15 protein-coding genes are annotated in these 17,221 nt (G+C 58.8%); 1 reads left to right on the top strand and 14 read right to left on the bottom strand.

Annotated elements, in window-relative coordinates:
* Window positions 1-135: 135 nt before the first annotated feature.
* The 10 genes from ACF8YQ_RS04035 to ACF8YQ_RS03990 all read right to left on the bottom strand — a co-directional run bounded on the left by ACF8YQ_RS04035 (window position 136) and on the right by ACF8YQ_RS03990 (window position 11,518).
* A complete protein-coding gene (locus tag ACF8YQ_RS04035) occupies window positions 136-1,488 on the bottom strand; it encodes a sigma-54 dependent transcriptional regulator (protein WP_011785810.1) in 1,353 nt (450 codons plus the stop codon).
* Entirely contained in the window at window positions 1,485-3,299 is a 1,815-nt protein-coding gene (locus ACF8YQ_RS04030; protein WP_396622652.1) for an ATP-binding protein, read from the bottom strand. Before ACF8YQ_RS04030 ends, ACF8YQ_RS04035 begins: the two co-directional genes overlap by 4 nt.
* Before the next feature lie 107 nt (window positions 3,300-3,406).
* Window positions 3,407-5,602, bottom strand: coding sequence for a TRAP transporter permease (locus tag ACF8YQ_RS04025; protein ID WP_396622651.1), 2,196 nt, complete (start codon window positions 5,600-5,602; stop codon window positions 3,407-3,409).
* A gap of 84 nt (window positions 5,603-5,686) precedes the next feature.
* A complete protein-coding gene (locus ACF8YQ_RS04020; RefSeq protein WP_396622650.1) occupies window positions 5,687-6,664 on the bottom strand; it encodes a TAXI family TRAP transporter solute-binding subunit in 978 nt (325 codons plus the stop codon).
* Window positions 6,665-6,890: 226 nt separating this feature from the next.
* Window positions 6,891-7,316, bottom strand: a complete 426-nt coding sequence (locus tag ACF8YQ_RS04015; protein WP_278350376.1) for a secondary thiamine-phosphate synthase enzyme YjbQ — start codon at window positions 7,314-7,316, stop codon at window positions 6,891-6,893.
* A gap of 18 nt (window positions 7,317-7,334) precedes the next feature.
* Complete coding sequence (locus tag ACF8YQ_RS04010) at window positions 7,335-8,402, bottom strand: succinylglutamate desuccinylase/aspartoacylase family protein (RefSeq protein ID WP_023011486.1); 1,068 nt, start codon at window positions 8,400-8,402, stop codon at window positions 7,335-7,337.
* Window positions 8,403-8,408: 6 nt separating this feature from the next.
* On the bottom strand, window positions 8,409-9,314 hold the full coding sequence (rimK, locus tag ACF8YQ_RS04005; RefSeq protein WP_058091875.1) for a 30S ribosomal protein S6--L-glutamate ligase: 906 nt from the start codon (window positions 9,312-9,314) through the stop codon (window positions 8,409-8,411).
* A 2-nt stretch (window positions 9,315-9,316) separates the two neighbouring features.
* Window positions 9,317-9,808, bottom strand: a complete 492-nt coding sequence (locus tag ACF8YQ_RS04000) for an ATP-dependent zinc protease (RefSeq protein ID WP_396622649.1) — start codon at window positions 9,806-9,808, stop codon at window positions 9,317-9,319.
* Entirely contained in the window at window positions 9,789-10,676 is an 888-nt protein-coding gene (locus ACF8YQ_RS03995; RefSeq protein ID WP_396622648.1) for a mechanosensitive ion channel family protein, read from the bottom strand. Before ACF8YQ_RS03995 ends, ACF8YQ_RS04000 begins: the two co-directional genes overlap by 20 nt.
* Before the next feature lie 23 nt (window positions 10,677-10,699).
* Window positions 10,700-11,518: a hypothetical protein gene (locus ACF8YQ_RS03990; RefSeq protein ID WP_396622647.1), complete on the bottom strand. Its 819-nt coding sequence runs from the start codon at window positions 11,516-11,518 to the stop codon at window positions 10,700-10,702.
* A 138-nt stretch (window positions 11,519-11,656) separates the two neighbouring features.
* On the opposite strand from ACF8YQ_RS03990, the gene phrB reads away from it, so the two are divergent.
* A complete protein-coding gene (gene phrB / locus ACF8YQ_RS03985) occupies window positions 11,657-13,048 on the top strand; it encodes a deoxyribodipyrimidine photo-lyase (protein ID WP_396622646.1) in 1,392 nt (463 codons plus the stop codon).
* A gap of 147 nt (window positions 13,049-13,195) precedes the next feature.
* On the opposite strand, the gene ACF8YQ_RS03980 is transcribed toward phrB, so the two are convergent.
* Genes ACF8YQ_RS03980 through hemA form a run of 4 tightly spaced genes read right to left on the bottom strand, consistent with a single transcriptional unit; the run spans window position 13,196 to window position 17,175 of the window.
* Window positions 13,196-13,942, bottom strand: coding sequence for a HesA/MoeB/ThiF family protein (locus ACF8YQ_RS03980; RefSeq protein WP_396622645.1), 747 nt, complete (start codon window positions 13,940-13,942; stop codon window positions 13,196-13,198).
* 11 nt (window positions 13,943-13,953) lie between these two features.
* Window positions 13,954-14,811, bottom strand: coding sequence for a peptide chain release factor N(5)-glutamine methyltransferase (gene prmC / locus ACF8YQ_RS03975; RefSeq protein WP_396622644.1), 858 nt, complete (start codon window positions 14,809-14,811; stop codon window positions 13,954-13,956).
* On the bottom strand, window positions 14,798-15,889 hold the full coding sequence (gene prfA, locus ACF8YQ_RS03970; RefSeq protein ID WP_011785823.1) for a peptide chain release factor 1: 1,092 nt from the start codon (window positions 15,887-15,889) through the stop codon (window positions 14,798-14,800). The genes prmC and prfA overlap by 14 nt, the downstream gene beginning before the upstream one ends.
* The gene (gene hemA, locus ACF8YQ_RS03965) at window positions 15,886-17,175 is read right to left on the bottom strand and encodes a glutamyl-tRNA reductase (RefSeq protein ID WP_014420702.1); all 1,290 of its coding nucleotides are present in this window, start codon (window positions 17,173-17,175) and stop codon (window positions 15,886-15,888) included. The genes prfA and hemA overlap by 4 nt, the downstream gene beginning before the upstream one ends.
* Window positions 17,176-17,221 lie beyond the last annotated feature (46 nt).

The raw sequence follows: 17,221 nt of genomic DNA, 5'->3' as shown, positions 1-17,221 counted from the left end.
CGTGGTTGGAATGACTGTCGGAGAAGTCCGCTAAAAAAAGATTAGCAATCCTACAGAAAAACACACGACAGATTTATCGAGGAAACCTCGTAGTTTGTAAAACCAGTGCAACCAGGGCGTTATCTTTTGTAACGGTCAGTCCTTGAACTCGGCTTTGTCCAGCCCGTGTTTCTTCATTTTGTCATACAGCGTCTTGCGGGCAATCCCGAGCTGAACCATGGTGTCCTTGATGCTACCGTGGCAGGCGTTCAGGGCGCTGACAATGGCCGAGCGTTCAAAACCATCCATCATTTCCGACAGCGTCTGCCGGCTGGCAATATTCGGTCCGCTGGCGGAATCGCCTTCGGCCAGGGCTGCCGGGCCCAGCAAGACATATCGCTCGGCCAGGTTACGCAGTTCCCGAACGTTGCCGGGCCAGGAATGCTGCATCAGCCGGGCAGCCTGACGTGCGTCCAAAGGCACACTCTCGCGGTCATAGCGAGCGGCAGCAATCAGCACAAAGTGATGGAACAGTTTGGGGATGTCTTCCTTCCGCTCCCGCAACGGCGGAATATCCACTTTCACCACATTCAGTCGGTAATAAAGGTCGGACCGGAATTCTCCCTTGTCACTCAGTTCTTTCAGATCGGATTTGGTGGCGGCGATAATACGTACATCCACGTCCACGACCTGGTTGCTGCCAAGCCGCTCAACCCGTTGCTCCTCAAGAACCCGGAGCAGTTTTATCTGCAACGGCATGGGCATACTTTCCAGCTCATCCAGGAACAGGGTTCCCCGATGAGCGTGTTCTATCTTGCCTACACGTCGTTTGTCAGCACCTGTGAAGGCGCCGGCCTCGTGCCCGAACAGCTCGCTTTCGATCAGATTCTCGGGCACAGCGCCGCAATTGATCGCAACAAAATTGTGGCTGCTGCGTGGACTGTTTTCATGGATATATCTGGCCAGCGCGTCCTTACCGGACCCCGTCTCACCATGCAGGAGCACGTTTGCGGAGATATCCAATACCGGATCAATGGTCGCCATCACCCGTTGCATAGCCGGCGAATCGCCCAGCATTCGGGGGCCGGGGCGGGCAAGGTGTCGGAGCTGGGCTTTCAGCCGCCGGTTCTCAAGCGCCAGATGTCGTTTCTCAAGGGCATGCCGCAGGAGTTCAATCAACTCCTCGTGATCAAACGGTTTCTCGATGAAATCGTAGGCACCCTGCTGCATGGCCGATACCGCCGTGCTGATATCGCCCTGACCAGTCAGCAGAATGACCGGAATATCTTCATCAATCTGCCGGATGCGCTGCAACACATCCAGGCCGTCCATGCCCGGCATGTTGTAATCACACAGGACGATGCCCTCAAAATCCGGATGAACCTCCTGCAAAGCTGACGCACCATCCGCAAAACAGGCCACCGGGATATCCTCCAGCTCCAGGGTCTGTTCCATCAGTGGCCGGATATCCGGGTCGTCATCGACAAAAATGACTGAAGCGGTTGTCATTCCTCTGCCCTACGCTGTTTCAATTTGAGAACGAACTCGGCACCCGGACCATCGTCACGATTGAGGCCGACCAGGTTTCCGCCCAGAGCTTCAACGATCTGACGGGAAATGGAAAGCCCCAGGCCCAACCCCTGTTTGACGGAGCGGGTGGTAAAAAACGGTTCGAACACCTTCTCTGTGTTACCGGGAAGGCCATGCCCATTGTCTCGAACCCGGCAACGCCAGTTCCCCTCTTCCTGATCAATCATGATCTCGATCAACGGCTCGTCACGGCCTTCAACCGCCTGAACCGCGTTCGCCACCAGATTGACCATCACCTGCTCGATCCGGATCAGATCGCCGTGGCACATGACCGGCTGCTCCGGGCGATGCCAATCGATGCCAATGCCGCTACTGCTGTGCTGGGCACGAATAATCTTGAGGGCTCCATCCACCGCCAATCTGAGATCAACCACCGACGGGGGGCCCTCGGATTTTCTCGCGAACACCTTAAACTGTCGGATGAGCTCCGCCATCTTGTCGCACAGGGCGACAATTTCCCCCAGGTTGGCATCCACCATATCGGTGGCCCCCCGCTCCAGAAACTTCCGACTGTTGCGGGCATAACCCTGGATAGCGGTCAGGGGCTGATTGATCTCGTGGTTCAGACCCGCCGACATTTGCCCGAGCACCGCGAGCTTGGCAGCCTGTATGAGCTCTTGCTGGGTTTCACGCAACTCCGTCTGGGCTCTCTCCCGCTCCTGTATCTCTTCCAGCAGTTGGTCATTGGAACGTTTAAGATCGGCTGTCCGCTGAGCAACGCGACGCTCCAACTGCTCTCCCCTCAAGGCCAGTTCACGTTCCCGCCGGTATCGTTCGCGGAGATACAACCAGGTAAGGAACCCGGCCAGGAACAAGGCCAGCCCGCTGAACAGGAAACCGGCGCGGGTCCAGAGTACTGATCGCGTCTCGGTCAGTACCATCAGGCTCCAGTCCAGCCTGGGCAGGTCCACCTCGACGGTCAGGTACGTGCCAGCACTGTTGCTGTCCCGTAACTGAATCCGTGTGGAATAATCCGCCAGCCCCCACGGCTTGCCAGTGACAGAGAAGTCAACAGGCTCTAAATCCCGCTCGGGGTAACGTTGCCGCACGCGGGCGGTTTTTTCGGCCTTGTCACCTGGCCGAAAGTCCCGATACAACCACTGGCTGCGACTGGACAGAAAACTGATTCCGTCGCCGTCCAGCACCACCATTTGCGCCTGCTGGGTCGATTCTGGCCGGTGCCACTGCGACTCCAGCTCATGGACCAATATCTTGATGGCTACGACCCCGAGCATTTTGCCCCGCTGATCGCGCACCGGATGAGTGAAGTACAGACCACGCTCCAGGGACCGTAAACCCAAGGCGAAATAGGCCACTGAATCTCCGGTTTGCACGGCTTCAGAAAAGTAGGGGCGAAACGCGTAATTATTGCCAACGAAGGTGTCCGGCTGGCCGAAATTGTTGGCCGCAATCGTCAAACCCGACAAATCCATCAGGTAGATATCTGAGCCGCCGACAATGGTGGCCATTCTTTGCATCTGCTCGTTGGCCCGAAGCAGGGTCACGGCATCATTCGGTTGCTTGAGCGCGTCGGCTAACAGGGGGTGTTCGGCGATAAGAGCCGGTACCGGCAGATACCGGTTCAGCTCATTCGCAACCAGTTGTCGGTACCGGAAAGCCTCTTGCAGGGCCTCCTGCTCCAGCTGGCGATAACCGTACCAACCGCCCAGAAGCCAGGACAGCAGCATGATGACAACCAGAATCACAACGACGCTGAAGCGCTGGAGCATGGAATTCAGTTCCGAGACATCAAAGAGGGGCTTCGGCCAAGCCTAGCGCCCCCGGACCGGCAGGACAACCCGCTCAGCGGCAGGTTGTCCTCCGGGTACTGGCCAGATCAGGCTGCGGCCAGAGCCGGCGCACGCTTGCGCTGGATGAGCATGGCGATTACCGCCAGCGCGATACCGGCCAGATCCGTCCACAAACCACCCTCGATGGTCAGCAGGGCTGCGGCCACCAGTAACAACCGTACCAGAACCGGGGCGGACGACCGTGCGAACCAGCCCAGCACACCGGCAGACAGCAGGTACACGCCAAAGGTAGCGGTAATCAGCGCCCGTCCGATTTCGAACCACCCTCCTTCCATCAACAGCGCACTGTTGTAGAAGAACATGAAGGGCACGATGAACGCCGCAATGCCGATCCGGAATGATGCGACCGATGTGGACATGGCGTTGGCACCGGAAATACCCGCCGCCGCATAGGACGCCAGTGCCACAGGCGGCGTGATGGCCGAGACCACGGCAAAGTAGAAGACAAAGAAGTGCGCCGTCAGCGGCTCAATCCCCAACTGCACCAGGCCCGGAGCCACGACCGAAGCTGCAACGGCATAAGCTGCGGTGGTCGGCATGCCCATGCCCAGCAGAATGGAAATAAACATGGCAAACACCAGAGCCAGCAGATGACTGTGGGCCGCCACATCCAGCAACAGCACCGAGAACCGCGCGCCAACGCCGGTGAGTGAGATCACACCCACAATGACACCGGCGGCCGCACAGACCACGATGATCTGAATCGACATATAGGCCGCTATCTCGAACGCATGCAGAATCTGCCGCAGGCCCATCTTGTTGGGGGAAATCCAGCTGACCACCGCCGCAGAAATCGTGGCCAGAGTACCGGCACGAATCACCGAGTAGCCCTGGAACAACGCCACGATCAGAATGATGATGGGCACAAACAGGTATACCTGGCGCAGCATCAGGCGCAAATTGGGCAGCTCGTCTTCGCGCATGCCCCGCATACCCAGCTTCTTGGCCTCGAAATCGACCATGAAGTAGACCGAGGCAAAGTACAGAATCGCCGGAATAATCGCCGCAATGGCAATTTCGGTATAGGGAATACCGGTAATCTCCGCCATGATGAAGGCACCCGCACCCATGATCGGCGGCATGATCTGCCCGCCTGTAGACGCTGCTGCTTCAACCGCGCCGGCGGATTCCTTGCTGTAGCCAACCCGCTTCATCAAGGGGATGGTCAGGGAACCAGTGGATACCACGTTCCCGGCACTGGTGCCGTTGATCATACCCATCAGGCCAGAGGCGAAAATGGAGACTTTGGCGGGACCACCCCGGGACCGGCCAGCCGCTGCAAAGGCGAAATTCACAAAGTAGTCACCTACCTTCGACGCCTGCAGAAACGCGGCAAAGATAATGAACAGGATAATGTAGGTCGAAGACACTGCCGTGGTCGGCCCGAGAATACCGGCATCGGTATACACCTGGCTGAAGAAGCGCTGAACCGACAACCCGGGATACCCCAGAAAGCCCGGAAGGTAGGGGCCGGCGAAAACGTAGGCAAGAAACACCAGCGCAATCACCACCAGAGCCATACCGGCGACCCGGCGGGTAAGCTCCATAATCAGCGCGGTACCGGCCACGGCGGCGAAAGAAATTCCCACGGGAGCGAAAGCGGTGCCGGTGGTCATCCGCATGGAGGTGTTGAACACCACCAGCAGGTAGGCGGCAACCGCCACAGAGCAGACGATCAGAACGAGATCCGGCACGCTGAACCGGGCACGGTCGCGCTGGTGGAACCAGCTCATGACAATACCCACACCGGAAGCCGCCAGCAGCGGCCAGCCAAAATGCCAGGTTTCAAGTTCCGCGGGAATACGCAGGGTGCCACCCAGAATCATCTGGTGAAACACGTAAGTCTGGTACAGCGCATAGAGCGCTGGAATCAGTGCCACCGCCGCAAACCAGGTGGTCCAGCGATGCCGTGCGGCACCTTCTTCACCGGACACAAAACGTGCACCGGCAAACAGGATAAAGCCCAACACCAAGGCACCGGCCACGTGGACAATACGGAACGACCAGGTTTCCATGGGCGACACGTTCAGGGTGTAGAGGTGAAACGCCGAATAGGCAATGGCCAGCAACACCACGAACTTCAGCAAAATACCGGTGTACAGGCGACGGTTCGCCTCTACCGGTTCGTCATCCACATTGTGAGCCAATACATGGTCTTCATTGACCGTCAGGTTTTCTGCCAGCTGCGTTTCGCCGCTGGCATGGGATTGTTCTTTGGTCATGATAAGTCCTGCCTGTCTGAGAGGCGGTGAATCGGTATCGACCGGATGCCGAAGGGTCTTCAGGCGACCCTTCGGCCAGGTTCATTACTGCTTGATGGCTGCGTCTTCGATGGGATAGCCGTTCTCGTTGAACCAGCGTGCTGCACCCGGATGCCAGGGCAGTACCTTGTTCTTGGTGTAGTTCTCGGGAATGGAGTGGCGCGCTGCCTTGTGGATCGACACCATCTTGTCGTTGTTCTCCATGGTCAGCTTGGTGATTTCATACACAAAGCTTTCCGGCATGTCGCAGTTCACCATGGCGAAGTTCCACATGGAGACCACACGGGACGGAGCATCCAGGGACTGGTAGGTGCTGGCCGGAATCACGAATTCAGACACCGGGAAGTTATCGACGATCTTCTTGGCTTCGTCGTCGTTCATGCCAATCACGTTAACGTCGGTCTGGACTTCCAGCTGGCTGACCGCCGGAATGGGAATACCGGCTGCGAAAGCCACCACATCAATCAGACCGTCCTGAAGCTGGCCACCGAGGTCTGACCAGCTGCCGTTACGGCGCTCGAACTTGACGCCCAGCGTTTCCATCATGCGCGGGAAGTAGGTATCTGAGGTGGAACCGGCCGGCCCGAAACCAATGGTGGCGCCGTCCGGAATCTCGGAGATGCTGGTAATACCGGAGCTGGACAGCGTGGCAATGGAGAACGGGGTTTCATACATCGGGAACATGGCACACACGTTGTCCATCTTCATGCCCGGTGCCAGCGGGCTCTCGCCTTCCATGGACTCACGGGCCGGGCCCATGGTGGTCAGGCCAAACTTCAGATCTCCGGTGTGAACCAGCGCCATGTTCTGAACCGGGCCGCCGGTGATTTCTGCGCCACCAGACACCCCCAGATTCTCCGCCACGAAATTTGCCCAGCCGGAGCCATAGGCAAAGTAGGTGCCTCCCTGGCTTGCCGTGCCAACGGTAAAGCTCTCGGGCCAGCCGGCACGATCCTGGGCAATCACAGGGCCAGCAACAACGGAGGAGGCGATCGCAGCCGCCAGAATGGTTTGAAGTTTCATAAGAAATGCTCCCGATTCATTTTGTTGGTTGGGTGCTGATGAGGCCTGCCCGGCCTCGCTGGGGGAGCTATCAGCAAGGGCCAGGCCAGTTCGGGAAACTACTTATAAAACAGATTTCTAAGCCGGATTGGCCGGGAGGACATGCAATTAATGGGTGGATCTCCACCCAGAGAAGAATCGCCTATGGGTGGAAACCCACCCACCTCTATGGGGAGCGCCTGAACGCTTACCAACGCCCCTGCAAAGTCGCCACAATTTTACGACCACCGGCATGATTCCGGTGTTCGCAAAGGTAAATCCCCTGCCAGGTACCGAGAGCCAGGTGGCCGTGGCTGATGGGAATAGTCAGTGACGGCCCGATGATCACGCTTTTGATGTGAGAGGTGGTGTCATCCGGGCCTTCCAGGGTGTGCTCGTAATAATCAGCGTGTTCCGGCACCATCACGTTGAAGTGACGCTCCAGATCGCCACGTACGTCCGGGTCGGCGTTTTCATTGATGGCCAGGGAAGCGGAGGTGTGCTGAATGAACAGGTGCAGCAACCCCACCTCGCAGTTGGTCAGCTCCGGCGCCTGGGCCAGGATCTCGTTGGTCACGAGATTGAAGCCCCGCGGCAGCGGTGCCAGCTCAATGATGTTCTGGTGCCAGATCATAGGTACTCCAACGTTCGGTTATTTCTGAAGTTCGTCCCAGGGGTGTACCGGCACCACGGCTTCCTCCGACACTTCGTTCTCGAAGGAACTGCGGAAGTAGTCCATGGCCTTCTCCGCTTCACCCAACTCGTCGAACCGCGCCACGTGGTAGATCGCTTCGCCCTCATTCACCAAGGGCAGATTGTTCACGCAGATGACGATCCCGGAGCAGGGCGAGGTGATGGCCACTTCGGTCTCGCCAAAGGGATCGGCCACCATGGCCAGCCGTTGTCCCTTGCGAACCTTCTGGCCCAGCCTGGCCACCGGGCGCATGATGCCATCGATGTCTGCCCGCACCCACTGGGAATTGGCCGCCGTCTCCGAGCGCTTTTTCGGCGCCTTGGGGCCTTTCTTGGCGGGTACCATTTCCAGCTCCCGCATTACCCGGATTACGCCTTTAACACCGCTGGCGATAACCACTTCATCAAAGCGCAGGGCTTCCCCGCCTTCAAAGGTGATCACCGGAATATCCAGCGAATCGGCATAGGCCCGCAGGCTGCCTTCGCGCAGACCGGCATTGATAATGATTGGCGCACCAAAGGCTTCCGCCATTCGGGAAGTTTCCGGATTTTTCAGCTCGGCGCGGATCTGCGGCAGGTTGAACCGGTGAATGGCACCGGTATGCAGATCGATAATGTGGGTGACGCTTTCCATGATCTGGGTGCGCAGAAGGTAGGCAATACGCCCGCCCAGAGAACCACTTTCAGAGCCCGGGAAACACCGGTTCAGATCCCGCCGGTCGGGCAGGTAGCGGGTACGCTGTACAAACCCGAAGATATTGACAATCGGGACCGCCACCAGGGTGCCCCTAAGGTGCCGCAGCGCGGAGTTCTTCAATACACGGCGGACGATTTCAACACCGTTGATCTCATCGCCGTGGATGGCGCCACAGACCATCAATACCGGGCCATCCCGGCGGCCGTGTACCACTTCCACCGGAATATGCAGCGGGGTATGGGTGTAGAGTTTTGCCACCGGGACTTCCACGGTCTCCCGGGTACCGGCTTTCACCTCTACGCCGGCAATCTCAAATGGAGCTCTGGCCATGCCTTCTTATCCCCTGCCCCGGGTTTTGGTTTTCCAGGGTTTATAGTTCTTTTCGGTCCAGTTGATGATCATGCCCGCCACGTTCTTTCCGGTGGCATTTTCAATACCCTCCAGGCCAGGCGAGGAATTTACTTCCATCACCAACGGACCTCGGCTCGAACGCAGCAGGTCCACGCCGGCGACGTTCAGGCCCATGGCTTTGGCGGCAGTAATGGCAGTTCGGCGCTCTTCCGGAGTAATTCTCACCAGCGAGGCGGTGCCACCGCGGTGCAGATTGGAGCGGAATTCGCCTTCAGCGCCCTGGCGTTTCATGGCAGCAATAACCTTGTCGCCAATCACAAAGCAGCGAATGTCGGCACCGCCGGCTTCCTTGATAAATTCCTGCACCAGGATGTCCGCCTTCAGGCCCATAAAGGCTTCAATCACAGATTCCGCTGCCTTGCGGGTTTCCGCCAGCACCACGCCGATGCCCTGGGTGCCCTGCAGCAGTTTGATAACCACCGGAGCACCGCCCACCATCTTCAGCAGTTCCGGCACGTTGTCCGGCTTGTTGGCGAACCCGGTTACCGGCATGCCCACACCCTTGCGGGCCAGCAATTGCAAGGAGCGCAGCTTGTCACGGGAGCGGGTAATGGCCACCGATTCATTCAACGGGAAAACGCCCATCATCTCGAACTGGCGCAGCACCGCAGTACCGTAGAAGGTAACCGATGCGCCAATCCGGGGAATCACCACGTCGAAGTCTTCCAGCACTTCTTCGTGGTAATGGATCAGCGGGTTCGCAGACGTGATGTTCATGGAGCAATGCAGCGCGTCTATCACCTTCACTTCGTGGCCACGATTGATGCCCTCCTCCACCAGGCGACGGGTGGAATAGAGGTGGCGGTTTCGCGACAGTACCGCAATTTTCATAGTCATTTCCTTGGTGCCGGCTCGCCGGCAAGGTAAGAAGCTTCGGGATAAATGGTGGTTCGCCCCGCCATGGCGGTGCGCCCCAGTAACATCCGGAACCGCATGGAGTCCCGGTTGGTCAAGGTCATTTCAATGGGCCAGCTCTGGTCGCCCAGTACCAGTGTGGTTTCAATAACCAGCCGTTGTTCCTTGTGGCCACCGGAATCCGATACCGTGCGCTCGTCCAGCACCCGGGCATCGCATTCCACCACATGGTGCAGGTCGTTCTGGACCGGGTGTACCCAGAATTTCACCCGGCGCTCGCCGTTTTCGGTGTAGGGTTCGGTACGGAAAGTGTGCAGGCACGAGGTGCGTGCACCTGTGTCTACCTTGGCCTTGATCCGGCCAATACCCAAGTCCGGCAGGCCCACCCATTCGCGCCAGCCTAGTGCCACCTTGTTTTTTGCCGGTGTGGGCGGGGTGGTTTTGATCACTTCAGTCGTTTCTGTCGACATCCGGGGAATCCTTATCTTTTTGTTGTTCCGGGGCCATCAATTGCACCCGGAAGGGCTCGGAATGACTACCGGCATACACGCTGGTATGGGGGAAAGGTATTTCAATGCCGTGCTCATCCAAGGCTTTTTTCACTGCGATCATCATGCCACCCCGGCCATCAAAAAACTCGCCTTTAGGCACCCAGAACGAAAACTGCAAATCCACCGATGACGCGCCAAACCCGGTTACCAGCACAAAGGGCTTGGGCTCTTCCAGGCAGACCGGGTTCTGCTGCGCCAGGCGCAGCAGCAGGTCCCGCACCTTTTCCACGTCTTCGGCATAGGCAATCCCCACCAACAGGTCCACCCGCCGGATCGGAAACCGGGACCGGTTCACCACCCGGGTTTTGATCAGAGTTTCATTGGGGATGCGCACGTACAGGTTGTCGGGCGTGCGCAGCTTTACACTCAGCAGGTCGATGGCGACCACCTCGCCGATGGTGGCATCTACCTCGATGGTATCGCCAATCTCGAACGGCTTCTCCATGACCAGGAACAAGCCGCTGATAATGTTCGAGGCCGAGGTCTGGGAGGCAAAGCCGATCGCCACGGTAAGAATACCCGCTGCGCCCAGCACCACTTCCAGCGAAAAACCCGCCTCCCGGAGAGCCGCAATGGCAAACAGGATGAAGATCAGGTAGAAGAACACCCGCCGAATCATCACCTGGTGATGGCGAGTGGTGCGGGCTTCTACCAGGCGGCCGGCACTGCGGGCAACAACCGTGGCCAGAATAATACCCAACACCAGGATAAAGCCGGCGGAAAGCCACTTGCCCCAGGCAATACTGCCGATCACCTGTGCGATGGTTGTCTGTAACGTTTCAAGCACCTTCGTGGCTCCCTGTGCCGTGATTAACCGAATATATGATCAAACGCACGAACCAGCCTCCGGCCCTTGGCGAGTTTTTCCCGGGCCGGTGCCAGCAGGTCGCATTCACCGGCGGCTTTCGGGGGCGACTGATCGATACGCAGGCTGGCCGAGTTCATATCGGTTTCGCATTCTACGGTTACCCCCGGCGTCCAAAGCAGCCCTTGCCCGTTACGGTACACCGACAACAGCGGTGTGGGCAGGCTGAACCGTTCAAGTAACAAAGGCTTTTCCCGGCGGTTGATGATGGTAACCGGCGTAACCGCCCGCCACGGCCGCTTGGGCACGGCCTCCAGTGCCAGCCGGCCGTAGGTGGAAGAGGCATAGCAGATTTCCCCCTCCATCGAATTCCGGCCCAGCCAGGTTCGTGACGGCACCGCCAGCGGCACTTCTGTGAGTTCACTGCGGCCCTCGCCCACGCACACCTTCATCCAGAGGTTGGTACCCACATAGAGCACGCACTGGCCACCGGCCGGCACGGTTAAAGGCTGGGACGGGCGGATAACCGTGGGCAAGCTGGCCATGGCGGGAATAAAACACACCTCGCCGTTATCACCGGAACGCACGAAACGCTGTACGGGGATGTCCGACGACGGCAGGCTGTGGCCAAGGCGCTCGAACCAGGTTAGCGGGTCTTGGTTTGACTGAGGCTGCCGCACTACAAACCGGACCTGCCATTCCAGGTCCAGCAGGGTGACCCACAACTGCACATGCCCCAATTGGTGTTGCTGGGTCTGGCCGGAAGCCAGTTGGTAAGGGCGTGCCCAGACACCGTCGCGCTGGCCTTCGGAAGAAACAGTCATGCTGCGGAAAATGCTCCTTTTCATAGCAGGCTGAGATATTTAACTATAATCCAGTATCGCCCCGGCAGCGAATATACAAGCCAATGATTTAAGAGTGTAATTACCCTTATTCACCCTCTGGCCAAGATGGATGTTCCAATGACACAGCTGGTCTGGTTCCGCAACGATCTGCGCCTTGCCGACAACCCTGCCCTGACTGCTGCCTGCCGCAGCGGCGACCCCGTGCGGGCATGCTTTATCGTCACCCCGCAGCAGTGGCGCCAACATGACTGGTCTGCCGCCCGGGTGCAGTTTGCCCTGGACCACGCCAACAGCCTGGCCCGGCACCTGGCAAAGCTGGGCATTGGTTTGTCATTCCTGCACGCAGACACCTTTGCCGACAGCCTCGGCCCGCTTGAGTCTTTCTGCAAAAAGCACGGCATTACCGCCCTGCACTTCAACGAAGAGTACGGCATCAACGAACGCCGCCGCGACAAGCAGGTACACGACCGCCTGGACGAGCTGTCTGTCAAGGTAAACAAATACCGTGACCAGACCGTGGCACCGGTGGGCCAGATACTGACCCAGCAGAACGAACCCTATTCGGTGTTTACCCCGTTTTCGCGGCGCTGGCGCACCTGGATAGAAGAAACCCAGCCCACGCTTTACCCGGCGCCCTCAGCCCAGGCCCCTGAAGTACAGGCCGAGCAGACCGACACTCTACCCGCACCGTTCAGCGATGCACCGGAAGCCCTGGTTCCCACCGGAGAAGACGCCGCCCACGACCTGCTGGAAACATTCCTGGCCGAGCGCGCCAAAGACTACAAAGACAACCGCGACTTCCCTGCCCTGGACGGCACCAGCCAGCTATCGCCATACCTGGCCAGCGGCGTCTTGTCCGGGCGCCAATGCCTGATTGCCGCCAGGCAAGCCGGTGCTTCCGGCGAGGGCATCGAAACCTGGATCAACGAGATCGCCTGGCGGGACTTCTACATCAACATCCTCTACCACTACCCGAGGGTAAGTATGGGCAGGGCGTTCAAGGAAGAAACCGAAGCGCTGCTGTGGAACAAGCCCGGTGACAACTTTGAAGCCTGGAAAGAAGGGCGCACCGGCATTCCTATTGTGGACGCCGCCATGCGTCAGCTCAAAACCACCGGTTGGATGCATAACCGTTTACGGATGATCACCGCCATGTTTCTGACCAAGAACCTGTTCATAGACTGGCGGTTGGGTGAGGCCTGGTTCATGCAGAATCTGGTGGATGGCTTTCTGGCGTCCAACAATGGCGGCTGGCAGTGGAGTGCCTCAACGGGTACCGATGCTGCGCCCTACTTTCGGGTGTTCAATCCGGTGACCCAGAGTGAGCGGTTTGATCCGAAGGGGGAGTTTATTCGGAACTGGGTGCCCGAGTTGGCAAAGCTGGACAACAAGCGGATTCATGATCCTTCCAAGGGTGGTGTTATCCCAAAAGGCTACCCCAGACCCATTGTGGACCTGAAAGAGTCCCGCAAAGAAGCCATCGCCAGGTTTCAGGCGCTGAAAGACTGAGCTTTTGGTGCTTGAACCGCCGTACCGGGTTGGGGATGCCCTTCCAAAAACCGCTCCTTACGGCACATCCCTGTGGCGCTTCTGCTCCGCCATCCATGGCTCCGCAAATTTTTGGAAGGGCATCCCCAACCCGGCACTACTCTGGTACTAGCCTGCGCACACAGGACAACCCGGGTCTTTGGCGAGCTTCATCTCCCGCCATTCCGTCTGCCAGGCGTCCAGAATCAACAGGCGGCCTACCAATGGTTTACCCACTTCTGAGATAACCTTTACAGCTTCCATGGCCTGAGCAGAGCCGATCATGCCGACGAGCGGAGCGATGACGCCGGCTTCTGAGCAGGTCAGGTCTTCGTTGCCCTGTTCAGGATACAGACAGTGGTAACAAGGGCTTTCCAACTGGCGAGGATCGTAAACGGAAAGCTGGCCTTCACCTCTTATTGCAGCACCCGAAACCAGGGGTACTTTCGAAGAAACCGAAGCCCGGTTCAATGCAAACCGGGTGTTGAAGTTGTCCGTGCAGTCCAGCACCAGTGTGGATTCGCTCACCAGCTGTCGCAGATCATCGCCATCCACCCGGCGATTGACTGCGTTAACGGTAATTTCCGGATTGATCGCCCTCACCCGCTCTGCCAGACGCTCGGCTTTTGAATCGCCCAGCCAGCTTTGCTCATAGGCGATCTGGCGCTGCAGATTTGCCAGTTCGATCTGGTCATCGTCAACCAGAGTCAGGTGGCCAATACCTGCGGCGCCCAAGTAGAGGGCCACAGGACAACCCAGGCCGCCGGCGCCAATAACCAGTACGTGGGCGGCTTTGAGTTTTTCCTGGCCGGCGATGTCGAACCGGGGCATCAGGATTTGCCGGCTGTAGCGGAGGAGTTCTTCGTCGCTGAGCATGGTTGTTCTCGCTATCGGTCGCTGGCCGGTTTCCGGGCCAGGGTCATGCGGTCATTGCCGCCGTAATCTTTGCGGGTTTCTATGTTGCGCCATCCGGCTTTGGCAAACAAATCCCGTACGGCGCTGCCCTGGTCGTAGCCATGTTCCAGCAGCATCCAGCCATTGGGATTGAGCCAGCTCAGTCCTTCGGTCACCAGCAGGCGGATATCGTCCAGGCCATCGTCTCCGGCCACAAGGGCAGATTCAGGCTCGAAGCGCACATCGCCTTCCCTTAAATGACGGTCGCTGGCCGGTATATACGGTGGATTGGAAATCAGAAGGTCGAAAGTACCGGCGGGAATCTGGTCAAACCAGTGGCTCTTTACCACGGTAATGGGCAGCCCCAGGCGCTGGCTGTTTTCCCGGGCCAGCTCGACCGCGTCTTCCACACGGTCACTGGCCATAATCTGCCAGCCAGGCTGTTCACTGGCCAGCGCCAGCGCGATAGCACCGGTCCCGGTGCCGAGGTCCAGCACGCTTGCGCGGGCGGGTAATTCCAGCGACAGCGCGGCCTCTACCACGCACTCCGTATCTGGCCGGGGGATCAGGGTGGACGGACTGACTTTCAGAGGGAGAGACCAGAACTCCTGCTCCCCCAGCAGATAGGCAACGGGTTGGCCGCTGGCACGCTCGCCCACCAACGCGAAGAACCGCTCTGCCTGCTCCACCGGCACGTCCCGCTCCGGCCACGCCCGGAAACTGGTGCGGGTCAGGCCGGTGATATGGCTCAACAGGAGTTCGGCATCCAGCCTGGGAGATTCACCACCAATCCGGCGTGCCGCTTCTCTCAGCAGGGCCTCACAGCTGAGCGAACATTCACTGTTGCTCATTGGCCATATCTGCCAGCAGTTCTGCCTGGTGTTCCTGCTGTAAGGGAACCACCACGGCGTCCAGGTCTCCGGCAATGACTTCGTCGAGCTTGTACAGAGTCAGGTTGATACGATGATCCGTTACCCGGCCCTGGGGGAAGTTGTAGGTGCGGATACGTTCGGAACGGTCACCGCTGCCCACCAGGCTCTTGCGGGTTTCCGCCATGCTTTTCTGCTGCTTTTCCAGCTCGGCATTCTGAAGGCGGGAGGCCAGCAGGCTCAGGGCCTTGGCGCGGTTCTTGTGCTGGGAACGTTCCTCCTGGCACTCCACCACAATGCCCGTGGGCAGGTGGGTGATACGGATGGCCGAGTCAGTTTTGTTCACGTGCTGACCACCGGCACCGGAGGAGCGGAAGGTATCCACCCGCAGGTCGGCCTTGTTGATCTCAACTGCTTCGGCTTCGTCGGCCTCCGGCATCACGGCAACCGTGCAGGCCGAGGTGTGAATGCGGCCCTGGGATTCGGTTTCCGGCACTCTCTGCACCCGGTGCGCACCGGATTCAAATTTCAGCGTGCCATAAACGCCATCGCCAGAGAGGCGGGCGATGATTTCCTTGAAACCGCCGTGCTCCCCTTCATTTTCGCTGAGCACCTCGACCTGCCACCGGCGTTTCTCGGCATAGCGGGAATACATGCGAAACAGGTCGCCGGCAAAGATAGCGGCTTCATCGCCCCCGGTGCCGGCACGGATTTCCAGGAACACGTTCTTGGTGTCATTGGGGTCTTTGGGCAGCATTAACCGCTGCAATTCTTCATCCAGCTCTTCACTGCGAGCCCGGGCACTGGCCAGCTCCTCTTCGGCCATTTCCCGCATGTCTGCATCGCCGTCTTTGGCCAGCTCCGTGGCCGCATCGATGTCCTCCAGAGACTGTCGCCAAGCCTGAAAACACTTGACCACCGGTTCAATCTCGGCGAATTCGCGGGACAGGTCCCGGAATTTATCCTGATTGGCAATCACCGATGCATCACTCAGCAACGCGTTCACCTCCTCGAACCGTTCAACAAGCTGTTCGAGGCGGGACTGGATGGATGGTTTCATAGTTTTTCCGTGGTGGTGGGCTCGTCAGCTTCCAGTGCGTCCAGCTGGTAAAGCTCCCTCAGGCATTCGGTCACTTCGGTACGGCCTTCGGCCATCGCCTTGCGTACCTGAACCGAGGGTTGGTGCAGAAGTTTGTTGGTCAGGCCCCGCGCCAGTGAGCGCAGAGCCGTCTCAGGATCAGTACCGTTGCGCAGGGCGCGCAGGGCTTTCTCGGTTTCCGCATCACGCAGCAATTCTGCTCGCTGACGGAACACCTTGAGGGTGGAAACCGCATCCAGGGCACGCAGCTGATCCAGAAAATCCTGAACGCCACTGCTGATCAGATTTTCCGCCTCACGGGCCGCGCCTTCCCGGGAGCGAATATTCTCTTCAATCACCTGACGCAGGTCGTCTACGGTATAGAGGTAGACATCGGCCAGCGACGCCACTTCCGGTTCGATGTCCCGGGGCACGGCAATGTCGACCATGAAATAGGGCCGGTGTTTACGCTTCTTCAACGCCCTTTCCACCGCGCCTTTGCCCAGAATCGGCAAGGGGCTGGCGGTGGAGGAAATCACGATATCCACATCGGAAAGATGATCCGGAATTTCCGAGAGCAGAATGCCTTTACCTCCGTGGGCTTCTGCCAGCGCCTGGGCCTTCTCCAGTGTACGGTTGGCCACCAGAAAACTGCGCACGCCGGCTTCTGCCAGGTGTCGGGCTACCAGCTCAATGGTTTTCCCGGCACCAATCAACAGCGCCTTGTTGCGGGACATGTCCGCAAAAATGTGGTGTGCCATGCTGACCGAGGCATAGGCAACCGACACCGGGTTTTCACCGATAGCTGTCTGGGTACGTACACGTTTGGCTACGGAAAAAGTCTGCTCGAACAACCGGGACAGAAAGGAACCGGTGGCGCTGTGCTCCCGTGCCAGCGCATAGGCATCCTTGAGCTGGCCCAGAATCTGCGGTTCGCCCAACACCATGGAGTCCAGGCCGGCGGCCACCCGCATCATATGACGAACCGCGTCGGAATCCCGATGCACATAGAGTACGTTTTCAAGATCGGCCACATCCAGCTCGTGGAAGCCGGCCAGCCAGCGCAGCACTGAGGGGGCGCAGTCATCATCCCCGGCCAGATAAAGCTCCGTCCGGTTGCAGGTGGACAGGATAGCCGCCTCGCTGGCACCGGAGGCAGCACGGAGTTCTGAAAAGGCCTCGGCCATTCGCTCCGGCGTGAACGCCACACGCTCGCGGATCTCCACGGGTGCGGTGCGATGGTTGATTCCCAGCGTTACTAGTGCCATTTGGAGTACAGAAAACCCTGCCCAGATTATGGATAATCACTCGCCA

The sequence above is a fragment of the Marinobacter sp. W-8 genome (assembly GCF_044342215.1).
GTDB classification, from domain to species: Bacteria; Pseudomonadota; Gammaproteobacteria; order Pseudomonadales; family Oleiphilaceae; genus Marinobacter; species Marinobacter nauticus.
This window is presented reverse-complemented; position numbering and strand designations above follow the sequence as displayed.